Origin of the sequence: Paucibacter hankyongi (genome assembly GCF_037482915.1) — a bacterium.
GTDB lineage: Bacteria > Pseudomonadota > Gammaproteobacteria > Burkholderiales > Burkholderiaceae_C > Paucibacter_A > Paucibacter_A hankyongi.
The window spans coordinates 607,645-634,604 of sequence record NZ_JBBHJX010000001.1 but is presented as its reverse complement, the minus strand read 5'-3'; the positions used below and the strand labels follow the sequence as shown (position 1 = coordinate 634,604).

22 protein-coding genes are annotated in these 26,960 nt (G+C 61.9%); 15 read left to right on the top strand and 7 right to left on the bottom strand.

What is annotated here, in order from left to right:
- Positions 1-24: 24 nt before the first annotated feature.
- Complete coding sequence (locus tag WG899_RS02740; protein WP_339594076.1) at positions 25-1,011, bottom strand: malate dehydrogenase; 987 nt, start codon at positions 1,009-1,011, stop codon at positions 25-27.
- 285 nt (positions 1,012-1,296) lie between these two features.
- On the opposite strand from WG899_RS02740, the gene WG899_RS02735 reads away from it, so the two are divergent.
- The 11 genes from WG899_RS02735 (at position 1,297) to WG899_RS02685 (ending at position 12,041) form a co-directional block, all read left to right on the top strand.
- Complete coding sequence (locus tag WG899_RS02735) at positions 1,297-2,070, top strand: GntR family transcriptional regulator (protein WP_339594220.1); 774 nt, start codon at positions 1,297-1,299, stop codon at positions 2,068-2,070.
- Between the two features lie 161 nt (positions 2,071-2,231).
- Positions 2,232-2,654, top strand: a complete 423-nt coding sequence (sdhC, locus tag WG899_RS02730) for a succinate dehydrogenase, cytochrome b556 subunit (protein ID WP_339594075.1) — start codon at positions 2,232-2,234, stop codon at positions 2,652-2,654.
- A 28-nt stretch (positions 2,655-2,682) separates the two neighbouring features.
- Entirely contained in the window at positions 2,683-3,042 is a 360-nt protein-coding gene (gene sdhD / locus WG899_RS02725) for a succinate dehydrogenase, hydrophobic membrane anchor protein (protein ID WP_339594074.1), read from the top strand.
- Positions 3,042-4,841, top strand: a complete 1,800-nt coding sequence (gene sdhA / locus WG899_RS02720) for a succinate dehydrogenase flavoprotein subunit (protein ID WP_339594073.1) — start codon at positions 3,042-3,044, stop codon at positions 4,839-4,841. Before sdhD ends, sdhA begins: the two co-directional genes overlap by 1 nt.
- Before the next feature lie 38 nt (positions 4,842-4,879).
- Positions 4,880-5,584: a succinate dehydrogenase iron-sulfur subunit gene (locus WG899_RS02715; RefSeq protein ID WP_339594072.1), complete on the top strand. Its 705-nt coding sequence runs from the start codon at positions 4,880-4,882 to the stop codon at positions 5,582-5,584.
- A 15-nt stretch (positions 5,585-5,599) separates the two neighbouring features.
- On the top strand, positions 5,600-5,887 hold the full coding sequence (locus WG899_RS02710) for an FAD assembly factor SdhE (RefSeq protein ID WP_339594071.1): 288 nt from the start codon (positions 5,600-5,602) through the stop codon (positions 5,885-5,887).
- 58 nt (positions 5,888-5,945) lie between these two features.
- Positions 5,946-7,256 (top strand): citrate synthase, encoded by a 1,311-nt coding sequence (gltA, locus tag WG899_RS02705; RefSeq protein ID WP_339594070.1) that lies wholly within the window; start codon positions 5,946-5,948, stop codon positions 7,254-7,256.
- Between the two features lie 247 nt (positions 7,257-7,503).
- The gene (locus WG899_RS02700; protein ID WP_339594069.1) at positions 7,504-8,541 is read left to right on the top strand and encodes a LacI family DNA-binding transcriptional regulator; all 1,038 of its coding nucleotides are present in this window, start codon (positions 7,504-7,506) and stop codon (positions 8,539-8,541) included.
- Between the two features lie 19 nt (positions 8,542-8,560).
- A complete protein-coding gene (gene rbsK, locus WG899_RS02695; protein ID WP_339594068.1) occupies positions 8,561-9,529 on the top strand; it encodes a ribokinase in 969 nt (322 codons plus the stop codon).
- A gap of 70 nt (positions 9,530-9,599) precedes the next feature.
- A complete protein-coding gene (locus WG899_RS02690) occupies positions 9,600-10,616 on the top strand; it encodes a nucleoside hydrolase (RefSeq protein ID WP_339594067.1) in 1,017 nt (338 codons plus the stop codon).
- A gap of 108 nt (positions 10,617-10,724) precedes the next feature.
- Positions 10,725-12,041 carry a TRZ/ATZ family hydrolase gene (locus tag WG899_RS02685; RefSeq protein ID WP_339594066.1) on the top strand — a complete coding sequence of 439 codons (1,317 nt, stop codon included), beginning with the start codon at positions 10,725-10,727 and terminating at the stop codon, positions 12,039-12,041.
- 75 nt (positions 12,042-12,116) lie between these two features.
- Here the strand turns inward: WG899_RS02685 and WG899_RS02680 are convergent, their stop codons facing one another.
- On the bottom strand, positions 12,117-14,066 hold the full coding sequence (locus WG899_RS02680) for a DUF5666 domain-containing protein (RefSeq protein ID WP_339594065.1): 1,950 nt from the start codon (positions 14,064-14,066) through the stop codon (positions 12,117-12,119).
- A 323-nt stretch (positions 14,067-14,389) separates the two neighbouring features.
- Between WG899_RS02680 and purL the strand changes: the two genes are divergently transcribed.
- Complete coding sequence (purL, locus tag WG899_RS02675; protein WP_339594064.1) at positions 14,390-18,397, top strand: phosphoribosylformylglycinamidine synthase; 4,008 nt, start codon at positions 14,390-14,392, stop codon at positions 18,395-18,397.
- A 71-nt stretch (positions 18,398-18,468) separates the two neighbouring features.
- Here the strand turns inward: purL and WG899_RS02670 are convergent, their stop codons facing one another.
- Entirely contained in the window at positions 18,469-21,237 is a 2,769-nt protein-coding gene (locus WG899_RS02670) for a PAS domain S-box protein (RefSeq protein WP_339594063.1), read from the bottom strand.
- A gap of 61 nt (positions 21,238-21,298) precedes the next feature.
- The gene (locus WG899_RS02665) at positions 21,299-22,399 is read right to left on the bottom strand and encodes a S1C family serine protease (RefSeq protein WP_444718809.1); all 1,101 of its coding nucleotides are present in this window, start codon (positions 22,397-22,399) and stop codon (positions 21,299-21,301) included.
- 166 nt (positions 22,400-22,565) lie between these two features.
- On the opposite strand from WG899_RS02665, the gene WG899_RS02660 reads away from it, so the two are divergent.
- From WG899_RS02660 to upp, 3 genes are read left to right on the top strand one after another with little or no spacing between them, the layout of a single operon-like run.
- On the top strand, positions 22,566-23,327 hold the full coding sequence (locus WG899_RS02660; protein ID WP_339594061.1) for an acetyltransferase domain-containing protein: 762 nt from the start codon (positions 22,566-22,568) through the stop codon (positions 23,325-23,327).
- Positions 23,324-24,073 carry a 23S rRNA (guanosine(2251)-2'-O)-methyltransferase RlmB gene (gene rlmB, locus WG899_RS02655; RefSeq protein ID WP_339594060.1) on the top strand — a complete coding sequence of 250 codons (750 nt, stop codon included), beginning with the start codon at positions 23,324-23,326 and terminating at the stop codon, positions 24,071-24,073. The genes WG899_RS02660 and rlmB overlap by 4 nt, the downstream gene beginning before the upstream one ends.
- 47 nt (positions 24,074-24,120) lie before the next feature.
- Positions 24,121-24,753 (top strand): uracil phosphoribosyltransferase, encoded by a 633-nt coding sequence (gene upp, locus WG899_RS02650; RefSeq protein ID WP_339594059.1) that lies wholly within the window; start codon positions 24,121-24,123, stop codon positions 24,751-24,753.
- Between the two features lie 35 nt (positions 24,754-24,788).
- Here the strand turns inward: upp and WG899_RS02645 are convergent, their stop codons facing one another.
- The 3 genes from WG899_RS02645 to WG899_RS02635 are packed head-to-tail and all read right to left on the bottom strand — an operon-like array spanning position 24,789 to position 26,934.
- The gene (locus WG899_RS02645) at positions 24,789-25,334 is read right to left on the bottom strand and encodes a chromate transporter (RefSeq protein WP_339594058.1); all 546 of its coding nucleotides are present in this window, start codon (positions 25,332-25,334) and stop codon (positions 24,789-24,791) included.
- Positions 25,331-25,927, bottom strand: coding sequence for a chromate transporter (locus WG899_RS02640; protein ID WP_339594057.1), 597 nt, complete (start codon positions 25,925-25,927; stop codon positions 25,331-25,333). Before WG899_RS02640 ends, WG899_RS02645 begins: the two co-directional genes overlap by 4 nt.
- On the bottom strand, positions 25,927-26,934 hold the full coding sequence (locus tag WG899_RS02635; RefSeq protein WP_339594056.1) for a D-2-hydroxyacid dehydrogenase family protein: 1,008 nt from the start codon (positions 26,932-26,934) through the stop codon (positions 25,927-25,929). Before WG899_RS02635 ends, WG899_RS02640 begins: the two co-directional genes overlap by 1 nt.
- Between the last annotated feature and the right edge of the window lie 26 nt (positions 26,935-26,960).

Here is a 26,960-nt window from a genome sequence, read left to right as displayed (position 1 = left end):
AAACTGCGGCGCTCGGCGCTGTCATCACAGCAGGTGCTTGACGCCGTCTTGCTCGCCCAGCAGTTCGTCCAGGGTCTTCTTGATGCACTCTTGCGAGAAGGTATCGATTTCCAGGCCTTCGACGATCTTGTACTCGCCACCTTCGCAGGTCACGGGGTAGCCGAACATGACTTCCTTGGGGATGCCGTATTCGCCATTCGAAGGAATGCCCATGGTGACCCACTTGCCATTGGTGCCCAGGGCCCAGTCGCGCATATGGTCGATGGCTGCGTTGGCAGCCGAGGCGGCCGACGACAGGCCGCGGGCGGCGATGATGGCGGCGCCGCGCTTGCCCACGGTGGGCAAGAAGGTTTCGCGGTTCCAGGTTTCGTCATTGATCATGGCCTTGACCGAAGCGCCGCCGATGGTGGCGAAGCGGTAGTCAGCGTACATGGTGGGCGAGTGGTTGCCCCAGACGGCCAATTTTTCGATCTCGGCCACGGCCTTGCCGGTCTTGGTCGCGATTTGCGAAGCGGCGCGGTTGTGATCCAGGCGCAGCATGGCGGTGAAGTTCTTGGCCGGCAGGTCCGGAGCCGACTTCATGGCGATGTAGGCATTGGTGTTGGCGGGGTTGCCAACCACCAGCACCTTGACGTTGCGCGAAGCAACGGCGTTGAGGGCCTTGCCTTGAGCGGTGAAGATGGCGCCGTTGATGGCCAGCAGCTCCGAGCGCTCCATGCCGGGGCCGCGGGGGCGCGAGCCGACCAGCAAGGCGTAGTCGGTGCCCTTGAAGGCGGTCATCGGGTCGCTGTGGGCTTCAATGCCAGCCAGCAGCGGGAAAGCGCAGTCTTCCAGCTCCATGATCACGCCCTTCAGCGCGTTCTGGGCCTTCTCGTCGGGGATTTCCAGCAATTGCAGGATGACAGGCTGGTCCTTGCCCAGCATTTCGCCGGAAGCAATGCGGAACAGCAGGGCATAGCCAATTTGGCCAGCAGCGCCGGTGACGGCAACGCGAACAGGGGTCTTGCTCATGTGAAAGCTCCGAGAGTGATGTATGACTGGGATGAATTCGTTCTGCCCGCACTGTCGTCTGGCTTGGCTTGCGCCATCTGCCCGAGAACCCCGCGGGTGCGCCGCAAGTGTAGGGCAGGCAAAGGGCTTTCCCCTAGTTGGCGGGCCTGTGCGGTGCGTTCTGCGCTGCACATTATTGCTCAATATTGCAAAAATCTGACACTCTTATGTCTTATAGAAGATAGCAAACAGCTTTGCGCCTTCGGCGGCTGGACGGGTGGCTCCGCTTGTGCTGCAATGCCGGCCATGCCCGTCGTGCCGCCGTCCACTGTCAATGATCTTGCTCGCCCGGAATCGGCTGCGATGTCGCCATCCTTCAGTCCGCTCTATCAGCAGATCAAAGCGCTGATCATTGCGCGCCTGCAGGCCGCTGAGTGGAAGGCCGGCGAGGCCATTCCGAGTGAATTGGATCTGGCCAAACGCTTTGGCGTCAGCCAGGGCACCGTGCGCAAGGCCATTGACGAGATGGCGACCGAAAACCTGCTGGTCCGACGCCAGGGCAAGGGCACATTTGTGGCCACCCATGCTGAGCAAAAGGTCCAGTACCGGTTTTTGCGCCTGATGCCCGATGAGGGTAAAGAGTCGCTTGAGCGAACCTTGCTCGATTGCCGCCGTCAACGTGCGCCAGCCGTGATTGCGCGCGCCTTGCAGATGCGCACCGGCGACGCCATGGTGGAGGTGCGTCGTCTCTTGAGTCGCAAGGGCGAGCCGGTGGTGTTGGATGACATCTGGCTGCCTGGGGATTTGTTCAAAGGGCTGACGACCGAGCGCTTGAATCAGCATCGGGGTCCGTTTTATGGACTTTTCGAGGCTGAATTTGGCGTGCACATGATTCGTGCGCAAGAAAAAATTCGCGCTGTGGCGGCCGATGCTGAGTCGGCGGCCTTGCTGCAGGTGCCGGTGGGGGCGCCGCTGCTGAGCGTTGAGCGCCTGTCTTTTACCTATGGAGACAAGGCGGTAGAGTTGCGCCGCGGTCTCTACAACACCACTTCACACTTCTATCGCAATGAGCTTAACTGAGGCTTGCAGCGCCAGGGTTCGCGGGGCAAAAGCCATCGCGGCGTTGTGCGGCGGTTACGGCGTCAGCTTGGCGTGTGCTGCATTGCAATAAACTCCACCGGTTTCACGTTGATTACAAAAGGTTGGGCTTCGCAGCCTCCACCAACAGCATCACCCAGAAAATGAGCAATAAAAAACGCCCGATATATACCAACATCCACGTGACGCAGATCGTCTCGTATCGCCTGCCGCCGGCCGGCATCGTGTCGATCCTGCATCGCATCAGCGGCCTGATGATGTTCTTGCTGCTGCCTTTCGTCATTTGGATGTTCGACACCAGCCTGACGTCTGAGATCTCGTACGAGAGCTTCACCAACGCCTTCGTGGCCGGCATCGGCTTCGTGCCGGCGTGGTTTGTGAAGCTGGTGGCGCTGGGCCTGATCTGGGGCTATTTGCACCACTTCATTGCCGGTGTGCGTCATCTGTGGATGGACGCCACGCACAGCGTGTCCAAAGAGCAGGGCCACAACTCGGCGGTCATGACTTTGGCGTTGAGCGTCTTGCTGACTCTGGTGCTGGGTGCCAAGTTGTTTGGCCTGTACTGATCCGCGACTAGTTCGGAGAAAAAACAATATGTCTACTTTTGGCTCGAAGCGCATCGTTGTTGGTGCGCATTACGGACTGCGCGATTGGTTGGGTCAGCGCGTCACGGCGGTCTTGATGGCCTTGTTCACCGTGGCTTTGTTGGTGCAATTTTTGATGCCGGGTGCGCTCGGTTATGACCATTGGGCGGGCATCTTCTCGTCGCAGTGGATGAAGGTTCTGACCTTTGTCACCATCGTCTCGCTGGCGTTTCACGCCTGGGTCGGTGTGCGCGACATCTGGATGGACTATGTGAAACCGGTTGCTGTGCGCCTGACTTTGCAGGTGATCACGCTGGTGTGGTTGGTGGGATGCGCCGGTTGGGCGATCCAAGTGCTGTGGAGACTGTGATGACGGTGACAAATAAGTCGATTCCAAAACGCAAATTCGATGTGGTCATCGTCGGAGCCGGTGGCTCGGGCATGCGCGCCTCTCTGCAGTTGTCGATGGCGGGCTTGAATGTGGCCGTGCTGTCCAAGGTCTTCCCGACCCGTTCGCACACGGTGGCGGCTCAAGGCGGCGTCAGCGCTTCGCTGGGCAATATGTCGGAAGACAACTGGCACTATCACTTCTTCGACACCGTCAAGGGTTCGGACTGGTTGGGCGACCAAGACGCGATTGAGTTCATGTGCCGCGAGGCGCCCAAGGTCGTGTACGAGCTTGAGCACTTCGGCATGCCTTTCGACCGCAACGCCGACGGCACGATCTATCAGCGTCCCTTTGGCGGCCACACCGCCAACTATGGCGAAAAGCCAGTGCAACGCGCTTGCGCTGCGGCCGACCGTACTGGCCACGCCATGCTGCACACGCTGTACCAGCAAAACGTCAAGGCCAAGACCCAGTTCTTCGTCGAGTGGATGGCGCTCGACCTGATCAAGGACGAGGCCGGCGATGTGGTCGGTGTGACCGCGCTGGAAATGGAAACCGGCGAGCTGCACATCATGGAAGCCAAGACCGTGCTGCTGGCCACCGGCGGTGCTGGGCGCATCTTCGCGGCCTCCACCAATGCCTTCATCAACACTGGTGATGGCTTGGGCATGGCAGCGCGCGCTGGCATCCCGCTGGAAGACATGGAGTTCTGGCAATTCCACCCCACCGGCGTGGCCGGCGCGGGCGTGTTGCTGACCGAAGGCTGCCGTGGCGAAGGCGCGATTTTGCGCAACTGCAATGGCGAGCGTTTCATGGAGCGCTATGCGCCCACCTTGAAGGACCTGGCTCCGCGTGACTTCGTGTCGCGCTGCATGGACCAGGAGATCAAGGAAGGTCGCGGCTGTGGTCCGAACAAGGACTATGTGGTGCTCGACATGACCCACTTGGGTGCCGAGACCATCATGAAGCGTCTGCCCTCGGTGTACGAGATTGGCCACAACTTCGCCAACGTCGACATCACCAAGGAGCCGATCCCGGTGGTGCCGACGATTCACTACCAGATGGGCGGTATCCCGACCAATATCTACGGCCAGGTGGTGATGCCCAAGGATGGCAACCCGAATGCCGTGGTGAACGGTCTGTATGCGGTGGGCGAGTGCGCTTGCGTCAGCGTGCACGGCGCCAACCGCCTGGGCACCAACTCGCTGTTGGACCTCTTGGTGTTTGGCCGTGCGGCCGGCAACCATATCGTGGAGTCGGGTCTGAAGAGCAAGCTGCACAAGCCGCTGCCCGCCGACGCTGGCGCTCAGTCGCTGGCACGTGTGGAACGCTTGGACAACAGCACCTCCGGTGAATACGCCCAGGACGTGGCCAACGACCTGCGCGCCGCCATGCAGCAGCACGCGGGTGTGTTCCGCACCCAGGCCATGTTGGACGCCGGTGTCGGCAAGGTCGCCGAGATCGTCGAGCGCGCCAAGAACATCACCCTGAAGGACAAGTCCAAGGTCTTCAACACCGCGCGTATCGAAGCGCTGGAAGTGGAAAACCTGATGGAAGTGGCGCAAGCCACCATCGTCTCGGCCGCTGCTCGCCGCGAGAGTCGTGGTGCCCACACCGTGGATGACTACGCCGACACGCCCGAGCATCCAAACGGCCGCAATGACGCCGAGTGGATGAAGCACACGCTGTGGTACTCCGAAGGCAATCGCCTGGACTACAAGCCTGTGAACCTGAAGCCGCTGACGGTGGAATCGATTCCGCCCAAGGTGCGTACGTTCTAAGTGACGTTTGCGATCTTCAAGAATTCAAGGATAGAGAAATGACCAAGCGTACCTTCCAGATCTACCGCTACGACCCGGACAAGGATGCCAAGCCTTATATGCAGACCCTCGAGGTCGAGCTGGATGGCTCCGAGCGCATGCTGCTGGATGCGTTGATGAAGCTGAAGCAGTTGGATCCGACGCTGAGCTTCCGCCGCAGCTGCCGTGAAGGCGTGTGCGGCTCCGACGCCATGAACATCAATGGCAAAAACGGCCTGGCCTGTCTGACCAATATGCGCACGCTGCCCGGCGTGATCATCTTGAAGCCGCTGCCGGGTCTGCCGGTGGTGCGTGACCTGATCGTCGACATGACGCAGTTCTTCAAGCAGTACAACTCAATCAAGCCTTTCTTGATCAACGATCAGCCGCTGCCTGACAAGGAGCGCCTGCAGTTCCCTGAAGAGCGCGACGAACTGAACGGCCTGTACGAGTGCATCTTGTGCGCCAGCTGCTCGACCAGCTGCCCCAGCTTCTGGTGGAACCCCGACAAGTTCGTGGGCCCCGCCGGTCTGCTGCAAGCCTATCGCTTCATTGCCGACAGCCGCGACCAAGCCACGGCCGAGCGTCTGGACAATTTGGAAGATCCCTACCGCTTGTTCCGCTGCCACACCATCATGAACTGCGTCGACGTTTGCCCGAAGGGCCTGAACCCGACCAAGGCCATCGGCAAGATCAAGGAAATGATGGTGCGTCGCGCCGTCTGATGCCAGAGCCCCGAGATGACTGCTTCTGCTGTTGATTCCGCTGCCCTCGTTGATGAACGGGGGCTCTCCAAGCTGCGTTGGCGCTGCCGGCGCGGCTTGCTGGAGAACGATTTGTTCATCGAGCGGTTTTTCGATCGGCACACCGGCAGTCTGACCGAGTTCCAGGCGGAAGGGCTACGTGTGCTGATGGATTTGTCCGATAACGATTTGTTGGACCTCTTCCTGCGCCGCAAGGAGCCCGAGGGCGAGCTGATGCGCCCCGATGTCGTCGAGGTCCTGAGTCTGCTCAGAGTGCCTGCCTAAGCATTACCGCCCAAGTTTTTGCGTTTTAGAAATCCCCAGAAGTCAAAAGGACAAGCCCATGACACCGTCAGACGTCAAAGCCACCCTGTCGTTTTCCGACGGCAGCCCCAATATGGATCTGCCGATCTACAAAGGCTCGGTTGGGCCCGATGTGATCGACATTCGCAAGCTGTACGCGCAGACGGGCAAGTTCACCTACGACCCGGGTTTCTTGTCGACGGCTTCGTGCAATTCCACCATCACTTATATCGATGGTGACAAGGGCGAGCTGCTGTATCGCGGCTACCCGATCGAGCAGTTGGCCACCAACTGCGACTTCCTGGAAACCTGCCACTTGCTGCTGTACGGGGAACTGCCGGACCAAGCCAAGAAGGACGATTTCGTCAATCGCGTGACCCATCACACGATGGTCAACGAGCAGATGCAGTTCTTCCTGCGTGGTTTCCGTCGCGACGCGCACCCGATGGCGGTGATGACTGGCCTCGTGGGTGCCATGTCGGCCTTCTATCACGACAGCACCGACATCAATAACCCCCAGCACCGCGAAATCGCAGCGATCCGCTTGATCGCCAAGATGCCGACGCTGGTGGCCATGGCCTACAAGTATTCGATCGGCCAGCCTTTCATCTACCCGCGTAACGACCTGGGCTACACCGCCAACTTCATGCACATGATGTTTGCGACGCCTTGCGAGAAGTACGAGCCGAATGAAGTGCTGGTGCGCGCCATGGACCGCATCTTCATCTTGCACGCCGACCACGAGCAAAATGCTTCGACCTCGACCGTGCGTCTGTGTGGTTCCTCGGGCACCAACCCCTTCGCAGCCATCGCCGCAGGTGTGGCGTGCCTGTGGGGCCCCGCTCACGGCGGCGCCAACGAGGCTGCACTGAATATGCTGGAAGACATCCAGCGCAATGGCGGTGTCGAGAAGATCGGCGAGTTCATCAAGCAGGTCAAGGACAAGAACTCCAACGTCAAGTTGATGGGCTTCGGTCACCGGGTCTACAAGAACTACGACCCGCGTGCCAAGCTGATGCGCGAAACCTGCCATGAAGTGCTGAATGCCCTGGGTCTGCATGACGACCCGATGTTCAAGCTTGCCATGGCCCTGGAAAAGATCGCTCTGGAAGACGATTACTTCGTGTCGCGCAAGCTGTATCCGAACGTCGACTTCTACTCCGGCATCGTGCAGCGCGCCATCGGCATCCCGGTCAGCCTGTTCACGGCAATCTTTGCTCTGGCCCGAACCGTTGGCTGGATCGCTCAGCTGAACGAAATGATCGGCGACCCCGAGTACAAGATCGGCCGTCCGCGTCAGCTTTTCGTGGGCGCAGCCGCTCGCGACGTGAAGCCCATCGCTCAGCGTTAAATCGCGCTCATTGACGGCTCCGCCTTAGGGCGGGCCGGCAGTGCAAAACCCTCGCGGCCAGGTGTCGACGAGGGTTTTTTTTATGTCCAATTGGCCTGCTAGGCCGCGTTCGCTCCCCAATCAGCTCGGCGTTTGGCCTACTTTGTTGCCTGCTTGTCATAAGTCAATGACCTGTTTCGGCTATGCTTCGCACAACGGCAAACGTTTGCCACCACTGTTTCATGGCTTCTTCACGAATCTGCTAGTTGTGAGCACCATCAAAGACGTCGCGGCCTTGGCCGGTGTGTCCTTCACCACCGTGTCACATGTTTTGAATGACACACGCCCGGTCAGTGCGGAGGCGCGCCGGCGCGTGCTCGCGGCGGTGGATGAGATCGGCTATCTGCCCAGCGCGGTGGCGCGCTCATTGCGCAAGAGTGAAACCAAGATCATTGGCGTGCTGGTGCCGAATGTTCAGAATCCGTTTTTTGCGGAGTTGGTTTGCGGTGTCGAAGAGTGCTGCCGCTTGGCCGGCTACTCGGTTTTTCTGTGCAATTCTGACAACGATCCCAAGCGCCAACAGCAATACATGCGCACCTTGCTGGAGAAGCGGGTGGACGGTTTGCTGCTGTCCTCGGCCGGGGATGACGAGGCCTTGGCCCGCATCTTCAAGCTGGCCAGTGTGCCCTCGGTGACGGTCGATCGATTGGTACCTGGCGCGCGCGCTGACCGGGTGTCGGTGCACAACCAAAAGGGCGCCTACAACGCGGTTCGGCACCTGATTGAATTGGGCCATCGTCGCATCGCTTGCATCAGCGGGCCGTCCGAGTTTGAGGTTGCGCGTGAGCGTTGTGAAGGCTGGCGCCAGGCCTTGCGTGAAGCCGGCATTGAGCCCGACGAGCGTTTGGTGATCGAGAGTGACTTCAGCAGCCCAGGTGGTTACGAATCGGCGCGGCATTTGTTGCGCGAGCAGGCCAGCAAACCCTCGACCAAGACCCGCATCACCGGCATCTTCGCCAGCAACGACATGATGGCGATCGGTGCGCTGCGGGCCGCCGCTGAGTTGGGCTTGAAGGTGCCGCAGCAGGTCTCCATCGTGGGTTTTGACGATATCGAATTGAGTCATTACGTTTTTCCAGCTCTGACCACGGTCGGCTGCGGTGTTCGTCAACTCGGCACCGAAGCGGCCCGGGTATTGATCGAGCGTATTGAGCAGCCGGGTGCTGAGTTGAAGGAGGTCTTATTGACGCCCCATCTGGTGCTGCGTGAAAGTTCCGCGGCACCGCAAGACCTGCAGGGAAGTTAAGAGAAAACAATTGATTGAAATGACGACAGCAATGGCAGCGAATGAGATCAACCGGGCCGAAGCGGGCGCCCGGGTGGCCGTGATCGGCAGCATCAATATGGATATGGTGGCGCATGCAAGCCGACTGCCGGCGGCAGGGGAGACCTTGGCCGGCGACGACTTTGTGATGGCGCCGGGCGGTAAGGGCGCCAATCAAGCGGTGGCCGCGGCGCGCCTGGGCGCGCGGGTCGACTTTGTTTCGCGCATAGGGACACGTCAATACGGTGAAGAGTTGCTGCGCAGCTTGCAAGCCGAAGGGATTGGCTGCGAGGGTGTGCAACTGGATGCTGCGGCCTTGCCCGGCATAGCCGTCATCATGGTCGGCCGCGAAGGCGGTGGTGAGAACGCCATCGTCTATGTGCCCGGCAGCAACGCGCAGCTGAACGCCGCCGATGTGAGCGCCAGTGCCAGCATGCTGCAAAAGGCTCGCGTGGTAGTGGCGCAGACCGAGGTGCCGCTGGCGGCCATTCAGCAGGGTTTTGCATTGGCTCGCGTCGGAGGCGCGTTGACAGTGCTGAACGCCGCGCCGGCCTTGCCGCTCAGCGATGCCTTGCTGTCCTTGGTCGACTGGCTGGTGGTGAACGAAACCGAAGCGCTGCAACTGTCGGGCCTGCAAGACAAGAGCCTTGACGGTCTGTACGCGGCGGCCCAAGTCTTGCAATTGCGCGGTGTCAAACAGGTCTTGGTTACCTTGGGTGCCGAGGGTGTGTTGCTCTGCTGCGCCGGGCAGGCGGCTCGACAATTGCCTGCGTTCACGGTTGATGCGGTGGATACGGTGGGCGCCGGTGACACCTTTGTTGGCGGTTTGGCCACAGGCTTGGCCGAGGGACGCAGTGCCGTCGAGGCGGTACGTTTGGGTCAGGCGGCGGCTTCCATTGCGGTGGGCCGTTGCGGCGTTCAGACCGCCATGCCGACACGGGCCGAGTTGCCCGCAGAGTTCGCCGCTTAGTTCGTGCCCTGGCGCGTCTGACCAGGTTTCGGGCCGCTTGGCAAAGTTGCAAAGCACAAGCAAAACAAACATGAAGCAAGATAAAAAAGCCGCCCCTATGCCGGTGATTTTCGACACCGATCCTGGCATTGACGATGCCATGGCGCTGTACCTGCTGGCGCGCCACCCGGCCTTGGAGCTGCGCGCCATCACGACGATTTTTGGCAATGGCTCGATCGCTGTAACTCAGCGCAATGCGCAGATTTTGGCCGCGCTGTATGGTCAAGCGGTGCCGGTGGCGGCGGGCGCGGCCGGGCCTTTGCACGACAACGCCTTGCGCGAGTTTTCCAGCCATGTGCATGGAGATGACGGACTTGGCGGCATGGCTGGCATGGCTGAGCAAGCCGCCTTGGCGATGACGGCCGAGGGGCGCTTGCCCGCCTTGGACGCGCGCCCGGCTCATCAATTGATTTGCGATATGGTCAACGCCGAGCCCGGCGCGATCACCGTGATCGCGGTCGGCCCCTTGACCAATCTGGCCTTGGCGCTGCGCCAAGACCCCAGCATCGCGTCCAAGGTACATCGGGTGATCGTGATGGGCGGCGCTTTCGGAACGGCCGCTCGCTGCGGCAATGTCACGCCAGTGGCCGAGGCCAATGTGATCAATGACCCCGAGGCGGCCGATCTGGTGTTTAGCGCCGACTGGCCGGTGGTGATCGTCGGTCTCGACGTCACCCAGGAGGTGGTGATGAGCGAAGACTATCTGGCTAGCCTGCAGGGGCGCGGTGGGGTGGTCGGAGACTTCCTTTGGCAGGCGACCCGTCATTACCAAGACTTCTATTTCGGCTGCGACGGCATCAAGGGGATTTATGCCCACGACGCCAGCGCGATTGCCTACGCCATCGAACCCGAGGCCTTCACGCTGCGCGCCGGCCCGGTGCGGGTGGCGATGGAGGGCATTGCGCGTGGCCAGACCATTCAAGACTTCCGCAAGCCGAGCGGCGCGCAGACGCCCTGGAGCGGCTGCCCCACGCAGCAGGTCTGCATTGGGGTGCAGGCCGAGCGTGTGCTGGCCTTGTTTGACCAAGCTTTTGATGAAGCGGCTTGATCAACGCGCCGGATCCGATCGCCACACGCGATCCTCTAACCGGTTTCGGGCCAACACGCCTGAGGCTACAGTTGGCGCTGTTGCGCCGACCCCATGGAGACTATTGAAATGTCCAAGACCACAATTTTGAAGGCCCGCTGGCTGCTCAGCATGGCACCCGGCAGCCAGGTGCTGAATGACCATGCCTTGGTGATCGCCGGTGAGCGCATCGCTGCGATCTTGCCTTGGGCCGAGGCCGAAGCGCAGTATCCCGATGCCGAGCGTGTCGAACTGGGTCAGCATGTGCTGATCCCCGGCTTGATCAATGGCCATACCCATTCGGCCATGTCCTTGCTGCGCGGCGTGGCCGACGATGTGCCGCTGATGGACTGGTTGCAAAACCACATCTGGCCCCTGGAGAAGAAGTGGGTCAGCGAAGACTGGACCTACCAGGGCTCGCTGCTGTCCGCTTGCGAGGCCTTGCGTGGCGGCGTGACCTATCTGAACGATATGTACTTCTTCCCGACAGCGATGGCACGCGCGGCCATCGATTCGGGCATCCGTGCCGGCGTGTCGATCAATGTGATCGACTTCCCCACGGGCTATGCGGCCAATGCGGCCGAGTACATCGCCAATGGCCTGGCAGCCTATGAGCAGTTCAAGGGTCAGGCCTCGCTGGACTGGACCTCGGCCCCGCACGCGCCCTACACCGTCTCCGACGAGACTTTTGTGCAGTTGCGCGAGCTGGCCGAAAAATACGATATGCAGATGCACTGCCATATCCATGAGACTCAGGACGAGGTGGATGGCAGCCTGAAGCAATACGGCGTGCGACCACTCGAGCGCCTGAACAAGCTGGGCCTTTTGAACGAACGCATGATGGCAGTGCACATGGTGCATTTGACCGACGACGAAATCGCCATGCTGGGTCGTCAGGGCGTGCATCTGGTGCACAACCCGAATTCGAATATGAAGCTGGCCTCGGGCGTTTGCCCAGTCACCGCCTTGGAGGCGGCCGGCGTCAACACCATCTTGGGCACCGACGGCGCGGCTTCCAATAATCGCCAAGACATGTTCGGCGAGATTCGCGCCGCCGCCTTGCTGGCCAAGGGCTCGACCTGCAATCCGACCACCGTGTCCGCGCGCACCGCTTTGGAAATGGCCACCATCCGCGCCGCCAAGGCCATGGGTCGCGCCGATGATTTGGGCTCGCTGGAAGTGGGCAAACTGGCTGACGTGGTGGCCGTGTCGCTGGACTCGCTGGAATGCCGCCCGGTCTACAACCCCGAGGCGCAGCTGGTCTATGTGGCCGGCCGCGAGCATGTGTCGGACGTCTGGGTCGGTGGCCGTCAAGTCATGAAGGGTCGGGTCTTGACCACCTTGGATCAAGCCGCGGTGCTGGACCGCATCGAGCACATCGTCGCGCAGATGAAGGCCGGTCTCTGATTCGAACCTGAGTCGTTCAAAGAAAAGGGCCATGCCGTGAGGCATGGCCCTTTCTCATTGCCAAACTTGAGGGAATCAGCCTGGCATGAAGTGCAGGCGCTTGGCGATCAGCACACCATCCTTGTTGACGCTGCCCTTGATCTCGACCTTCAGGCCATTACCGAGCTTGGCGGCGTTGCCGTCAATGAACTCGACCGACGCCCCGCTGGCGTTCACCTTCTGGCTACCGACCTTGAAGTCAGCGCTGCTGACGTAGTCGACGATCAGGCCGCTCAGGTAGACGTACTCAGCACCCTCGCTGTCCTTCTCGGGCTTTTGCACCTCGATCTGCAGCGCGGTCAGCACTGGCTTACCGTCGACCTGGGTCAGTGAGGCCTGCACGCTGACACGGGCGCCGTTCTTCAGGTCGGCCAAGGTCGTGCCTGTGGGTTGCAGACGGCTGTCCTTGTTCAAGAGCACGGTGTTGCTGCCGACTTTGAAGCTTGCGTCCGTCACATCAAAGGCAATGCCGGAGAAGCCCACCGTCTTGTTGACCGCGCTGGTGGAGATGATCTTGACGCTGGTCGCGGTGAAGACCCCGGTCGACTCCGAGTAAGTGCCTTCCACCGTCAGCACCACGCCGTTCAGCAGATTTGCCAGTGACTTGCCGTCGGGGCTGAGCTTGGTGGTCTCGCTCCACTGCACGGTGGTGCCCAGCAGGCTGAAGCGCTTATTGGCTAGATCAACAGCGCTGATGGCGCCTTCCAAGCGAGCCGGCTTGTCGGCCGGCGGTGGTTGGATCTCAATCGTCTTGGCCAACACGCCAGTCGAGGTCAGTTGGCCGCTGACTGTGACCCAGGCGCCGGTGGCCAGGTCGCTCGCCTTGCCCTTGCTGAAGGTGGCCTGGCTGGCGTCGACATTGGTGCCACGGAGATTGAAGTTAGCTATCGAGACGAAGTCGGTGACCTGGCCGATCAACAAGGCCTTCATCGCTGATTCAGGTTTCTCGGCCTTGAAGACCTGCAGACTGCTGGCCTTCAATACGCCATCCTTCAGGCTGCCCTTGGCGAAAGCCTGCGCGCCGTTGACGATGTCGCTGGCCAGCGTGCCTTCCTTCAGCGTGGCCGAGCTGGCATCCACTTGCACATCACCGATGCGCAGCGAGGCCAGGCTGCTGAAGCTGCTGATCTGACCGCCAACACTGACATCGCCGGAGTCGGGCAGCTTGCGCGCCTTGATCTCCACCGCGCTGGCCGTCAACACGGTTTGCCCGCCGCTTTGCGTGGGTGCACCCGTGGCCACCACGCTGACCAGTTTGCCGTTCTCCAGCACCGCGCCCTCGGGCAGCAGCTTGGCTTTGGCATAGTCCACCGTCACGCTGGCATTGCCGGCCAGCGAAAACCGCTTGGCCGTGGCATCCAGGCCTTGTACGGGGCCGCTCAGCCGGTAGAGCTCGCCGCCTTCTTTCAGCTTGCGTTCGATACGGCTGGCAGTGATGGCGCCGTCACTGGCCACCGAGCCGGATACCTTGACCAAGTCGCCGGCCAGCAATTGAGTCAAGCTGGCAAAGCCTTCGAACACGGTCGGCATCTGGCCGCTCGTGCTCGTCTTGATGGTCTGCCCGAACACATTCAAGGTGCCGGCCGCGCTGTCCACCGACGAAACCGTGCCCACCAGGGCAAAGTTCACCAGCAGGTTTTGCAGCACGCCATCTTTCAGCTCGCCCTGCACCCGCATGCCGGTGCGCAGGTCGCCAAGCGTGGCCAGTTTCTTCAGTTCGGGGTTGTCTCCGATCTCGACCTTGGTGCCGGTGTCGGGGTAGCGCTGGCCGTCAATGACGACGCTGCCGAAGCCGGTGATGGTGCCTTCAACCAGGCTCAGCGTGGAGGCTGTGGGGGCGCTGGGGGCCGGAGCGGCGGGGGCGACCTCGGCACTGCTGCCGCCGCCGCCTCCGCCGCAGGCCACCAGGGTGGCCGCGCTCAAGGCGCAAAGGGCATGGAGCGCAAAACTGAGGCGCTGTGGCCAGGGCGTGAGTTGCTTGTTCATCGGATTGGACCTTTTGCTGCAAGGGGAGGGTGCTTGAAGTCATGGCTGGCGCCATGGATCCAATGTAAGCAAGGCAAGCTTGCTGCTTGTGTGTGATGTGTTTCCGGATGTTTCTAGAGCACCTTGTTCCTAGTGCGATTTGTCACAAGTTGTGGCGTGCCCGCTTCAACGGTCGTTTTGCGCAGTTCGGCGGCAGTGCTTCGCAGATCGGTAAAATCCCCGACTTTCTTGGCCGGACCTTGTCGGTTCGTGCCAGCAATTCGCAAATCCAGTGCTGATTCCCCGTGTTCGTGGGCTTCAGCGCGCCGACGCTCCGGGACTCCATGGCCAAGCTCAAGCAACTGCTTTCTTTCGAAGGTGGCAACGCCCTTTCTGCATTCCGTGCTCAGGCCTTGCTGCCGCAACTTCAGGCGGTCAATGAGCGCATCAGTGCCGTCAGGGCGCGCCATGTGCACTGGGTTTGGAGCGACGCGGTTTTGGCCGAGGAAGACAAGTCCAAGCTGGCCGCATTGCTGAATTACGGCGATGCCTACACCGGCGGCGACGAAGGCAGTTTGGTGGTGGTTGCGCCGCGTCTGGGCACCGTGAGCCCCTGGGCCTCCAAGGCCACCGATATTGCCCACAACTGCGGCCTGGACATTCATCGCGTCGAGCGCGTCACCGAATACCGCATCGTCTTGAAGTCGGGCTTGCTGGGCGGCTTGCTCGGGGGCGAAAAGGCCTTGAGTCAAGAGGAGCTGGTGGCCTGCGCCCAAGTGCTGCATGACCGCATGACCGAAAGCGTGCTCCTGGCCCGTGAAGAAGCCGCGCATTTGTTCGACGAGCGCGAGGCACAGCCGCTGGAACATGTGGATGTGCTGGGCCAAGGCCGCGCTGCGCTGGAGGCGGCCAACAAGACCTTTGGCCTGGCGCTGTCGGTCGATGAAATCGACTACTTGGAAGCCGCCTTCAAGCAGCTGGGCCGCAATCCCAGCGACGTCGAGCTGATGATGTTTGCGCAGGCCAACTCCGAGCACTGCCGCCACAAGATATTCAATGCCAAGTTCACGGTCGACGGCGAAGAGCAGGCGCTGAGCCTGTTCGGCATGATCCGCAACACCGAAAAGCTGCACTCGCAGCACACGGTGGTGGCCTATTCGGACAACTCCGCCATCATGGAAGGCCATGCCATCGAGCGCTGGATGCCGGCCGGCGACAGCCGTGCCCCGCAGTACCAGGCGCGCGAAGAAACCGCCCATGTGCTGATGAAGGTGGAAACCCACAATCACCCGACAGCCATTTCGCCATTCCCGGGTGCCTCCACCGGCGCCGGCGGTGAAATCCGCGACGAAGGCGCCACCGGCCGTGGCGCCAAGCCCAAGGCCGGCCTGACCGGCTTCTCGGTCTCTAATTTGCGTTTACCCGGCCTGAACGAGCCTTGGGAGCAAAAAGAGGTGGGCAAGCCCGCCCATATCGCCAGTGCTTTGCAAATCATGATCGAAGGCCCGCTTGGCGGCGCCGCCTTCAACAACGAATTCGGCCGTCCTGCGCTGGGCGGCTATTTCCGCGTTTACGAGCAAGAAGTCGACGGCGTGCAGCGCGGCTATCACAAGCCCATCATGATCGCCGGTGGCCTGGGCGCCATCCGCAGCGATCTGACGCACAAGATCGAATTCCCGGCTGGCTCGCTGCTGATCCAACTCGGCGGCCCCGGCATGCGCATCGGCATGGGCGGCAGCGCTGCCAGCTCGATGGCGGCTGGCACCAATACGGCCGACCTGGACTTCGATTCGGTGCAGCGCGGTAACCCCGAAATTGAGCGGCGCGTGCAAGAGGTCATCAACCATTGCTGGGGCCTGGGTCAGAAGAACCCGATCTTGGCGATCCACGACGTTGGCGCCGGCGGCATCTCGAATGCCTTCCCCGAGTTGGTCAATGACGCCGGCCGTGGTGCCCGCTTTGATTTACGCAAGGTACCGCTGGAAGAATCCGGCCTGGCGCCCAAGGAAATCTGGTGCAACGAGAGCCAGGAACGCTATGTCTTGGCCATCGCTGCCGACAGCCTGGAGCTGTTCCGCAGCATGTGCGAGCGTGAGCGCTGCCCCTTTGCCGTGGTCGGTGTGACCACCGAACATCGCGAATTGGTGTTGGAAGACGGCGAGGGCGGCGAGCGCGCCATCGACATGCCGATGGACGTCTTGCTCGGCAAGCCGCCCAAGATGCACCGCGAAGTCAGCCGCGTGCAGCGCAGGGGCGGCACCTTGGCTTTGACCGGCGTTGACCTCACCACCGTGGCGCTGGATGTGTTGCGCCACCCAACCGTGGCCTCCAAGCGTTTCTTGATCACCATCGGTGACCGCACGGTTGGTGGCCTGAACAGCCGCGACCAGATGGTCGGCCCCTGGCAGGTGCCGGTGGCCGATTGCGCGGTCACCCTGGCCGACTTTAAGGGCTTTGCCGGCGAAGCGATGAGCATGGGCGAGCGCACACCGCTGGCCGCCGTCGACGGCGCCGCCTCCGGCCGCATGGCCGTGGGCGAAGCCATCACCAATTTGCTGGCCGCGCCGATCGAGCTGCCGCGCGTCAAGCTCAGCGCCAACTGGATGGCCGCTTGCGGCGAGCCGGGTGAAGATGCCGCCTTGTTCGACACCGTCAAGGCCGTCGGTATGGAACTCTGCCCGGAGCTGGGCATCTCGATTCCGGTCGGCAAGGATTCCTTGTCCATGCGCACCCGTTGGACCGATGAGAAGGGCGCCGAGCAGCAGGTCACCGCACCGGTGTCGCTGATCATCTCGGCCTTCGCGACCGTGGCCGATGTGCGTGCCACCTTGACCCCGCAATTGAAGACCGATCAAGGCGACACCAGCCTGATCCTGGTGGATCTGGGCAATGGCAAGAGCCGCATGGGTGGCTCTATCTTGGCGCAGGCGCTGAATCAGTTCGGCGGCGCCGTGCCTGATCTGGATGATGCCGATCAGCTGAAGCGTTTGGTCACCGCCGTCAACGCCTTGCGCGCCGAGGGCAAGCTGCTGGCCTATCACGACCGCGGCGATGGCGGCTTGTGGGCCGCGGCATGCGAAATGGCTTTTGCCGGCCATGTGGGCGTTAGCCTGAATGTCGATATGTTGGTGACCGAAGGTGACGGCGTCAGCGACAGCCGTGCCGACACTGGCGACGCCAAGAACTGGGCCGGCCAGGTCAGCGCCCGCCGTGAAGAGCTGACGCTGAAGGCCTTGTTCAACGAGGAACTCGGCGTGCTGCTGCAGGTGCGCAGCAGCGACCGTGATGCGGTGCTGCAGACGCTGCGCGCGCACGGCCTCTCCAAGCTCAGCCATGTGGTGGGCAAGCCCAACACGACTGCGACCGTGGAAGTCTGGCGCGATGCCAAAAAGGTCTTCAGCGCACCGCTGGAAACGCTGCACAAGAGCTGGGACCAGGTCTCGGCACGGATCACCGCTTTGCGCGACAACCCGAGCTGCGCCGAGAGCGAGCACGCCCAAGCCGGCTTGGCTGCAGACCCTGGCCGCCATGTGCATCTGAGCTTCGATCCGAATGAGGACGTGGCCGTGCCTTTCATCAATGTGGGCGCACGCCCCAAGATGGCCATCCTGCGCGAGCAGGGCGTCAACTCGCATGTCGAGATGAGCTACGCCATGGCCAAGGCCGGCTTTGACACCTATGACGTGCACATGAGCGATCTGCAAGCCGGCGCAGTCACCTTGGATCAGTTCAAGGGCTTCGTCGCTTGCGGCGGCTTCAGCTACGGCGACACCTTGGGTGCCGGCGAAGGCTGGGCCCGTTCGGTGATGTTCAACCCGGTCTTGGCCGAGCAGTTCAAGGCCTTCTTCGGCCGCAGCGACAGTTTTGCGCTGGGGGTCTGCAATGGCTGCCAGATGATGGCGGCTTTGTCGCCCATCATCCCCGGCGCGCAAGATTGGCCCAAGTTCACCCGCAACAAGAGCGAGCAGTTCGAAGCTCGCCTGGCGATGGTGGAAGTCTTGGACAGCCCCAGCCTTTTCTTCAAGGGCATGGAAGGCTCACGCTTGCCAATCGCCGTGGCCCACGGTGAAGGCTTTGCCGACTTCTCGCAGCGTGGTGATGCCGCCAAGGTGGCGCGCGCGATGCGCTATGTCGACAACTTCGGCCTGCCCACCGAGACCTATCCGCTGAATCCGAACGGCAGCCCGGATGGTCTGACCTCGGTGACCACGGAGGATGGCCGTTTCACCGTGCTGATGCCGCACCCTGAGCGCGTCTTCCGCAATGTGCAACTGAGCTGGACCTCGGGCGATGTGAACGAGCTGAGCCCCTGGATGCGCATGTTCCGCAATGCGCGCCGCTGGGTCGGCTGATCGCCTGTTTGGTGGCCTAAGAACTTAGTTCTTGGGCCTTGGGCCTCGCGCTGATGCGCGCTGGCCGATGTTCAGCTTGATGCCGCCGGGTCGACATCGGCTGCGGCGTCGGTGTCGACCGAGGTCTGCGTGGGCGCTACCGCCTCGAACTGCGGCGCAGTGAAGGGCAGGGTGATGACAAATCGGCTGCCCTGAGCAGGCTCGCTGAACAACTCGATGCGCCCGCCCAAAATGCCGGTCACGATGTTGTAAACGATGTTCAGGCCCAAACCGGTGCCGCCCTGGCCCATCTTGGTGGTGAAGAAGGGGTCAAAGGCGCGCCGACGGACCTCCGGCGTCATGCCGATGCCGTTGTCCTCCACGCGCAAGGTGAAGCTGCCACATCCGTGCTCTTCAAGCTCAGCTTGGTCGTCAGCGTTCAACGTCGCCGTGATCAAGATGCGTGCGTCGGCACGTCCCGGCTCGAAGGCATGCAAGATGGCGTTCATCAACAGATTACTCAGCACCTGACCGAGTGGGCCGGGAAAGCTGTCCAGCTCCTGGCTGAGCTTGATCTGGCTTTCTACCAAGATAGTGCTCTTGCGCAGTTGGGGTCGCAACAGGCTCAGCACATCATCCAGCACCGAGCTCAGACCAAACTTGCGGCGGTGCGCGGTGGTTTGGTCCACCGACACTTGCTTGAAGTGCGTCACCAATTCGTTCGCCGTTGACATGCTGCGCAGCAGGATGCTGCAAGCGGTTGTGGCGTCGTTGAGGTAGGCGTCGAGCACCGAACGTCGCATCTGGCCGCCTTCGAAGTTGCGGCGCATTTGCTGGGTCATGTCATCCAAGGTCGATGCGGTGGTCAGGCAGTTGCCCAAGGGCGTGTTCAACTCATGGGCAATGCCGGCGACCAAGGAGCCCAGCGCGGCCATCTTCTCCGCCCGCAGCAGTTCGTGTTGCGCTTTTTTGAGCGTGTCCAAGGCGTGGCTCAATTCGGCCGTGCGCTGCTCGACGCGCGTTTCCAGGCCTGCATTCAAGCGTACCAATTCGTTTTCGGCCTGGCGCTGCGCGGTGATGTCGCGGGCAATGCCCAGAAAGCCTGTCGGCTTGCCGGATGGGTCATGCAGCAGGCTGACGGTCAGTGACACGGTCAGGTGACTGCCATCCTTGCGCACATAGGTCCAGATGCAGGTCTCGGTGCCGCCCTCTCGTCCTCGAGCAACAAAGACCTCAAAACCTTCGATCAGCCGGCCGCTGCTGCGACTCAATTCGGCACCGCGTGCAGCGATCTCCTCTTGCAGGTGAATGATGGCCGGCGAGCGGCCCAGCATTTCTGCCTCGGAGTAACCCAGCATTTGCTCGGCGCCTCGGTTGAAAAGAGCGACGCGGCCCTCCATATCGGTGGCGATGATGGAGAACTCGAGCGCCGCGTCGAGCACCGCTTGCAGACGGTCCCGCGCCAGGGTCAGGGCTTGCTCCGAGTTCCGCAAGGCGGCCTCTGCCTGCCGAATATCGGTCATGTCCCGGCCGGTGCCGCGGTAACCTTTGAACTGCCCCTGGGCGTCGAAGATGGGGGCGCCGGAGATGCTGACATGGCGCCGCTGGCCGAGATCGTCCAGATGCGCATATTCGAAATCACGGAAAGGTTCGTGCTTGTCGAGGCTGAGTCGGTGGCTGTCCCAATCGGTGCCGGGCACCAGATTGGGCGCATTCCAGCGCTGCTGCCCGAGCATTCTCAGCGGGTCGTGTGTGTCTTGGTCCTCGGCCAGTCGGGAGATGTAGGTGAAGCACAGATGCTCGTCTTGCTCCCAAACCCAGTCCGCCGACATCTCGGTCAATTCGCGAAAGCGTGATTGCGTTGCCTCTAGCGCTTGCTGACTTTGGCGGCGTTGTTCGACTTCTTTTGAAAGGGTCAGGTTTTGCGTCTGCAACAGCCGCCGGCGGTAGACCAGCAAAGCCGCCAGCAGCGCCAAAGCGGCGCTGGCCACCAGCGATGCGCCAAACTCGGGCGCATGCTTGAGGGCCGGGGCGGTGCCGTTGTCCGCTGGCGCTACAGGTGCCGCCGTCAAGGCCCAGACCGTGCCCGGCATCTGCACATATTGGGTCACGCTGTCTGGTCGTTGGGCCAGCGTCGCTTCGCCCCAGATCGGCGTGCCCAGGCTTTGTTGATCGGCCTGCACTTGGTAGAGCGCGATGCGCAAGGACGGGGTATCCGACAGACCGGCTGCTTCAACAAAGCGCGCCAAGTCCGCCACCACCGAGATCACGCCCCAGTAGGCCGCTTCTTGTTTGCCATCGGCCGAGGGCAAAAACACCGGCGTGCGCTGGATGATGCCCTGGCCGCCTTGCACCAGTTTGACCGGCCCGACCAAGAGCGGCCGGCCTTGACGCCGCGCCGCTTGGATCTGCTGGTACTGCACGGCAATCGTGCGGTAGTCCAGATTGATGACCGCCTGGTTGCCTTTCAGTGAGTAGACATAACGCGCCACGTCATTTGGTGCGGCGACGATGCTGCGTACTTGAGGCAGTAGCTTGACGACGCGGCCGGCCAGCGCGTCAAAGCGTTCGGTGGAGATGCCGCCGTCGAGTTGGATCATGGCCTCCAAACCGACAGTGGGGCTGAAGGTGGCCTGGGCCACCGCCTCCAGCCGCGTCCGGATGGCGCTCAAATCATGGTGAATGCGGCTTTGTTCACCGGCGGCATCTTCGGCCTGCCGGGCCCAGAGCAGGGCGGTGCTCAGGGCTAAACCGGCCAGGGCGATCAACAGCGCCGGCCAATAGGCCAGCCAGGCACTCGCGCCAGCGCTGATCTGTTCGTCCGTGGTCTGGCTGCTGCCTGGGCTCGGCTGCGCGTTCATGTGCTCTCGTCACTGTCTGAAATTCATCGCTGATGACGGTAACACAGGGGCGCAGGGGCCATCAGTCAGAACTGCCCAGTTGCACCTGCTGTTTGCGGGCCTTGCCGGCTCGCCACAAGCTTAGGGTGACGCGTTCGCCAATCTGGCGGCGCTCCAAAAGGCTGAGCATCTCGTCCAAATCATCCACCGCTTCATCGTTGATGGCGGTGATCACGTCACCGTGGATGATGCTGCCGTCTCGCGCTCGGGCAAAGGCTTGCAGGCCGGCTTGAGCGGCCGGGCTGCCGGGGCTGACCCGCACCAGGGCCACGCCCTTGGGCAGCTTCAAGGCCTGAGTGAGATTGGCCGGCCCGGCGGTCACGCCCAGGGCAGGGCGGACCATGCGGCCATCGGTGATCAGGCGCGGCACGATGCGGTTGACTTCGTCCACCGGGATCGCAAAGCCGATGCCGGCGCTGGCGCCGCTGGGGCTGTAGATCGAGGTGTTGACGCCGATCAGCCGCCCGGCTGAGTCCAGCAGTGGGCCACCCGAGTTACCGGGGTTGATGGCCGCGTCGGTTTGGATGGCGCCGCGGATGGTGCGCCGCGTCACCGATTCAATTTCGCGGTTCAAGGCGCTGACGATGCCTTGGGTCAGGGTCTGGTCCAGACCAAAGGGGTTGCCAATCGCATAGACCGCCTGGCCCACTTGCAGATCGCGGCTGCTGCCCACGGCAATCGGCGCCAGCTTGTCTTTGGGCGCTTCTATGCGAAGCACCGCCAAATCGCGGTCGGGGAAGACGCCGACCAGCTTCGCAGGGTAGCTGCTTTGGTCGGACAAGGTGACGGTGGCGCCGCTGCCGCCTTGGATGACGTGGAAATTGGTCACCACATGGCCGTCTCCGTCCCAGATAAAGCCGGTACCGGTGCCGCTGGCCTGCTGGGTCACATTGAGGCTGAACATGTCCCGCGAGGTGGTCAAGGTGGTGATGTGTACCACCGAGGGCGAGGTCTTTTTGAAGACTGCGATATTGTTTTGCTCGGCAGCATCCAGCGGCCCACGGGCTTGCACGGCGCGTGGCTGCGCTTGTGATTTGCTTTGAACATCGGCCGGCCACAGCCAAGCCAGGCTGAGCGCCAGCGCCAAGCCTGCGGTCAAAGGCAGCAAGAGCCGCTTGGACATGGAAGGCTGGGTGGCGATCGAAGGAGAAGTTTCAGAAAGCATGGCTTCGGGCGCTGGCACAGAGCGCAAAAAGTGAGTGCAAGAATTCAAGTCAGAACTTGGGCCCGCCGGGCCAAAACTCAAGTCCGGCATAGACTTCGCGCATTTTGACGCCACGAGATTTCGTTTGAACGACGACGCAACCCCCGGCACGCCGCTTGCGACCCGCTATCCCCGGCTCGATGCCTTGCGCGGCTTCGCCATCGTCTGGATGGCGCTGTTCCACTTCGCTTTTGATCTGAACCACTTTCGCTGGATTCAGCAGGACTTTTATCGCGACCCCTTCTGGACGTTGCAGCGCAGCCTCATCGTCAGTTTGTTCTTGCTCTGCGCCGGCATGGGCCAGGCGCTGGCCCTACATCAGCAGCAGACCTGGCCGCGTTTTTGGCTGCGTTGGGCGCAGGTGGCCGGCTGCGCGGTCTTGGTCAGCCTGGGCTCTTGGTGGATGTTTCCGCGCAGCTTCATCAGCTTTGGGGTGCTGCATGGCATGGCGGTGATGCTGCTGCTCTTGCGCTGGGCTGGCCCGCGCTTGTCGATTGGCGCTTGCTTGCTGCTGGGCCTGCTGTGCCTAGGCTTGCCGAGTTGGGCTCAAGACCCGTTCTTTGACAGTCGCTGGAGCAACTGGATCGGCCTGGTCACCCGCAAGCCCATCGCCGAGGACTATGTGCCGGTGCTGCCTTGGCTAGGCGTGATGCTCTGGGGCTATGCGCTGGGGCGCTGGCTGTTGCAGCAACAGCGAGGCTCATTCGCGGCAGGACTGATCACCGGGTCGGTGCCCCGGTTCCTGGAGCCCTTGGCCACTTTGGGCCGATGGTCACTGAGTTTTTACATGCTTCATCAGCCGGTCTTGATCGCTTTGCTGACGCTAGCCGCTACGATGCGCACATGAGCTCCAACAAAATTCTCTTTGGCTTTCATGCCGTCACCGTGCGTCTAAAGACGCATCCCGAATCCATCGTCGAAGTCCATTACGACACGACGCGGCGCGATCAGCGCATGCGCAGCTTTGTCGATCGCGCCCGCGATGGTGGCGCCAAGCTGATTGAAAGCGATGACGATCGCCTGGCCAAGATCGCTGGCACCACCCGTCACCAAGGCGTGGTCGCCAAGGTGCAGGCCCTGGCCATGCCGCAGTTCTTGGACGATGTGATGGAGACCATCGAGGGCATGCCTCTGGTCTTGGTGCTGGACGGCGTGACCGATCCGCACAATCTGGGTGCTTGCTTGCGTGTGGCCGACGGTGCTGGCGCGCACGCCGTGGTCGCGCCCAAAGACCATGCTGTGGGCCTGAACGCCACCGTGGCCAAGGTGGCCAGCGGTGCGGCCGAGACCGTGCCTTATCTGATGGTCACCAATCTGGCCCGTTCCTTGAAGGAATTGAAGGAGATGGACGTCTGGGTGGTCGGCACCTCGGACCAGGCCGAAAAGTCCATTTACGACATCGACCTGAACCGTCCGCTGGCCCTGGTCTTGGGCGCTGAAGGCGACGGCATGCGCCAGCTGACGGCCAAGACCTGCGACGAGTTGGTGCGCATTCCGATGATGGGCTCGGTGGAAAGCCTGAATGTGTCGGTGGCCGCCGGTGTCTGCTTGTACGAGGCGATGCGCCAGCGTCAGGCCGGCAAGCAGGGATAATCTCGTCCCGCTTTCGACCCTCAACAACAATAGCAAGAGCTCCCGCCATGGCCGTCATTGAAGTTTTTCACCCTCTCGTCAAACACAAAATCGGCCTGATGCGCGAGGCCGACATCTCGACCAAGAAGTTCCGTGAACTGACCGGCGAGGTCGGCCGCCTCTTGGCCTATGAAGCCACGGCGGACTTCCCGCTGGAAAAGACCACCATCGAATGCTGGAGCGGCCCCACCGCCGTGGACCAGATCGCCGGCCGCAAGGTCACCGTGGTGCCGATTCTGCGTGCGGGTTTGGGCATGATGGACGGCGTCTTGGACATGATTCCGAACGCAAAGATCAGCGTCGTAGGCCTGGCGCGCGACCATGAAACCCTGCAGCCTGTGCACTACTTCGAGCGCTTTGTCGGCCAACTGGACGAACGCACCGCCTTGATTGTTGACCCGATGCTGGCCACCGGCGGCTCGATGATCGCTACCATCGATCTGCTCAAAAAGCGCGGCTGCAAAGACATCCGCGCCTTGGTGCTGGTCGCTGCCCCCGAAGGTGTGGCCGCATTGAACGCCGCCCACCCCGATGTGCGCTGCTGGACCGCTGCTATCGACAGCCATCTGGACGAGCAGGGCTACATCATCCCGGGCTTGGGCGACGCGGGCGACAAGATCTTTGGAACGAAAGAGGGCTAGGTAAGCCCTCGTTCAATCTTTGAAGGCTGAGCCTTCTAGACCCAGCCCAGCGCCCCCAATAGGCCACCCGCCAAGACCAGCCACACGAGACTGATCTTGGTGCGCAAGGTGAGCCACAGCGTGGCGGCAATCAAGAGCAGGGTAGTCGGCAGATGGTCGGGTGCTTTCAAGTAGGGCTCGGCCAGCAGCCAACCAGTGGAGAGCAGGAGCCCCAAGGTCAAGGGCGCCATGCCGGCGGTGAAAGCGCGCACTCCGATGCTGTCGCGGTTATTGCGGGCCCAGCGTGTGGCGGCCAGCACCAAGGTTGTGGAGGGCAGCATGATGCCGGACATGGCCGCAAAAGCGCCGGGCAAGCCCGCCACATTCCAGCCCAGCACGGCGACAAACAGCACATTGGGGCCAGGTGCAGCCTGCGCCAAGGCGATGGACGAGGTGAACTGGGTGTCGCTCAACCAATGTTGCTCGCCGACCAAGTAACGGTGCATTTCCGGGGCGGTGGTGATGGCACCGCCGATGGACAGCAAGGACAAGGTCAGAAAGTGCAGGAACAGGGCCCACAGATCGGGCGTTGTCGCTGTCATGTTTTCGCCTTGGCGACTCGGCGCAGCCCGCGCCAAGCCAAGGCCATGCCGAGGCTGCCCAAAATCAGCAGCAGTTGCGGCAGCGGTAAGCGCAGGTAGATGACGGCGCCTATGGTGAGCGTTGCCAAAAGCAAGCTGGGCAAGCGCCCCATGGGGCTCTTTTTCAAGGAGGGCAATAGCTTCAGCCCGGTGGCGAGGATCAGCCCGGCGGACACGGCGCCCATGCCCCGCAGCGTATTGGCGACGATGGGGTGGGTGGCGAATTGGCCATACAAGGCGGCCATGCCGATCACGATGGTGGCCGGCAAGAGCAGCATGCCGGCCAAGGCCGCGAAGGCACCGCGCACGCCAAAGAAGCGGTCGCCGAGCATCAGCGAGATGTTGACGATATTGGGGCCAGGCAGCACCTGTGCGATCGCAAAGGCATCGAGAAACTCCTCTCGGCTCAACCAAGCGAGCCGCTCGACCAACTCACGTTGTGCTACCGCCAGCACGCCGCCGAAGCCCTGCAATGCCAGGCGGTTGAAGGCCCAAAACAACTCGCCCAGGGAGGCAGGCCCTGCCTTTGCTGTCGGCGTCAACACTGTGGGCATCAACGCAAGACCCGCAAGGCCTCGGGGTTGACGATATTGCTGGGCTCGTTGTTGATGTAGTTGAGGATGTTGTCGAAGGCAGCGCTGAGGTAGAGCTCGTAACTGTCTTGCTCTACGTAGCCGATATGCGGAGTACAAACGGCATTTTCCAAGCGTAGCAAGGGGTGGCCCTGCAAGATGGGCTCGCTCTCGAACACATCGATGGCCGCCATGCCGGGCCGGCCACGGTTGAGCGCCGAAACCAGTGCGCCATCACTGAGCAACTCGGCCCGCGAGGTGTTGACGAACAAGGCGGTGGGCTTCATGCGGGCCAGGTCTTCCGGCGTGATCAAGCCGCGCGTGGCGTCGCACAGGCGCAAATGCACGCTGAGCACGTCGCTGCTTTCGAAAAAGGACTCACGGCTCTCTACCGTGCTGTAGCCATCGGCCTGGGCACGCAGGCGCGAGGCTTCACTGCCCCAGATCTGTACCTGCATGCCAAAGGCGCGGCCGTAGCCGGCGACCATTTGGCCGATCTTGCCGTAACCCCAGATGCCCAAGGTTTTACCGCGCAAGACCATGCCGAGGCCGAAATTGGGCGGCATGGAGGCGGACTTCAAACCCGACTGCTGCCAAGCGCCATGTTTGAGATTGCCGATGTATTGCGGCAGCCGCCGCATCGACGCCATGATCAAGGCCCAGGTCAACTCGGCCGGCGCAACCGGGGAACCAACCCCCTCGGCCACGGCAATGCCCAGCTTGGTGCAGGCTGCGATGTCGATGTGGGAGCCAATGCGGCCGGTTTGGGCAATGAGTTTGAGGCGCGGCAGTTTTTCAAGCAACTGGCGCGGGAACTGGGTCCGCTCTCGGATCAGCACCAGTACCTCGGCGTCGCGCAACCGTATGGACAGCTGCCCAATCCCCTTGACGGTATTGGTGAAAACCTTGGCGTTCAGGTGTTCAAGCTTGGACGCACAACGCAGTTTGCGAACGGCGTCCTGATAGTCGTCGAGGATGATGATATTCATGGCTTGAGGCACATTCTGCCTTGCCC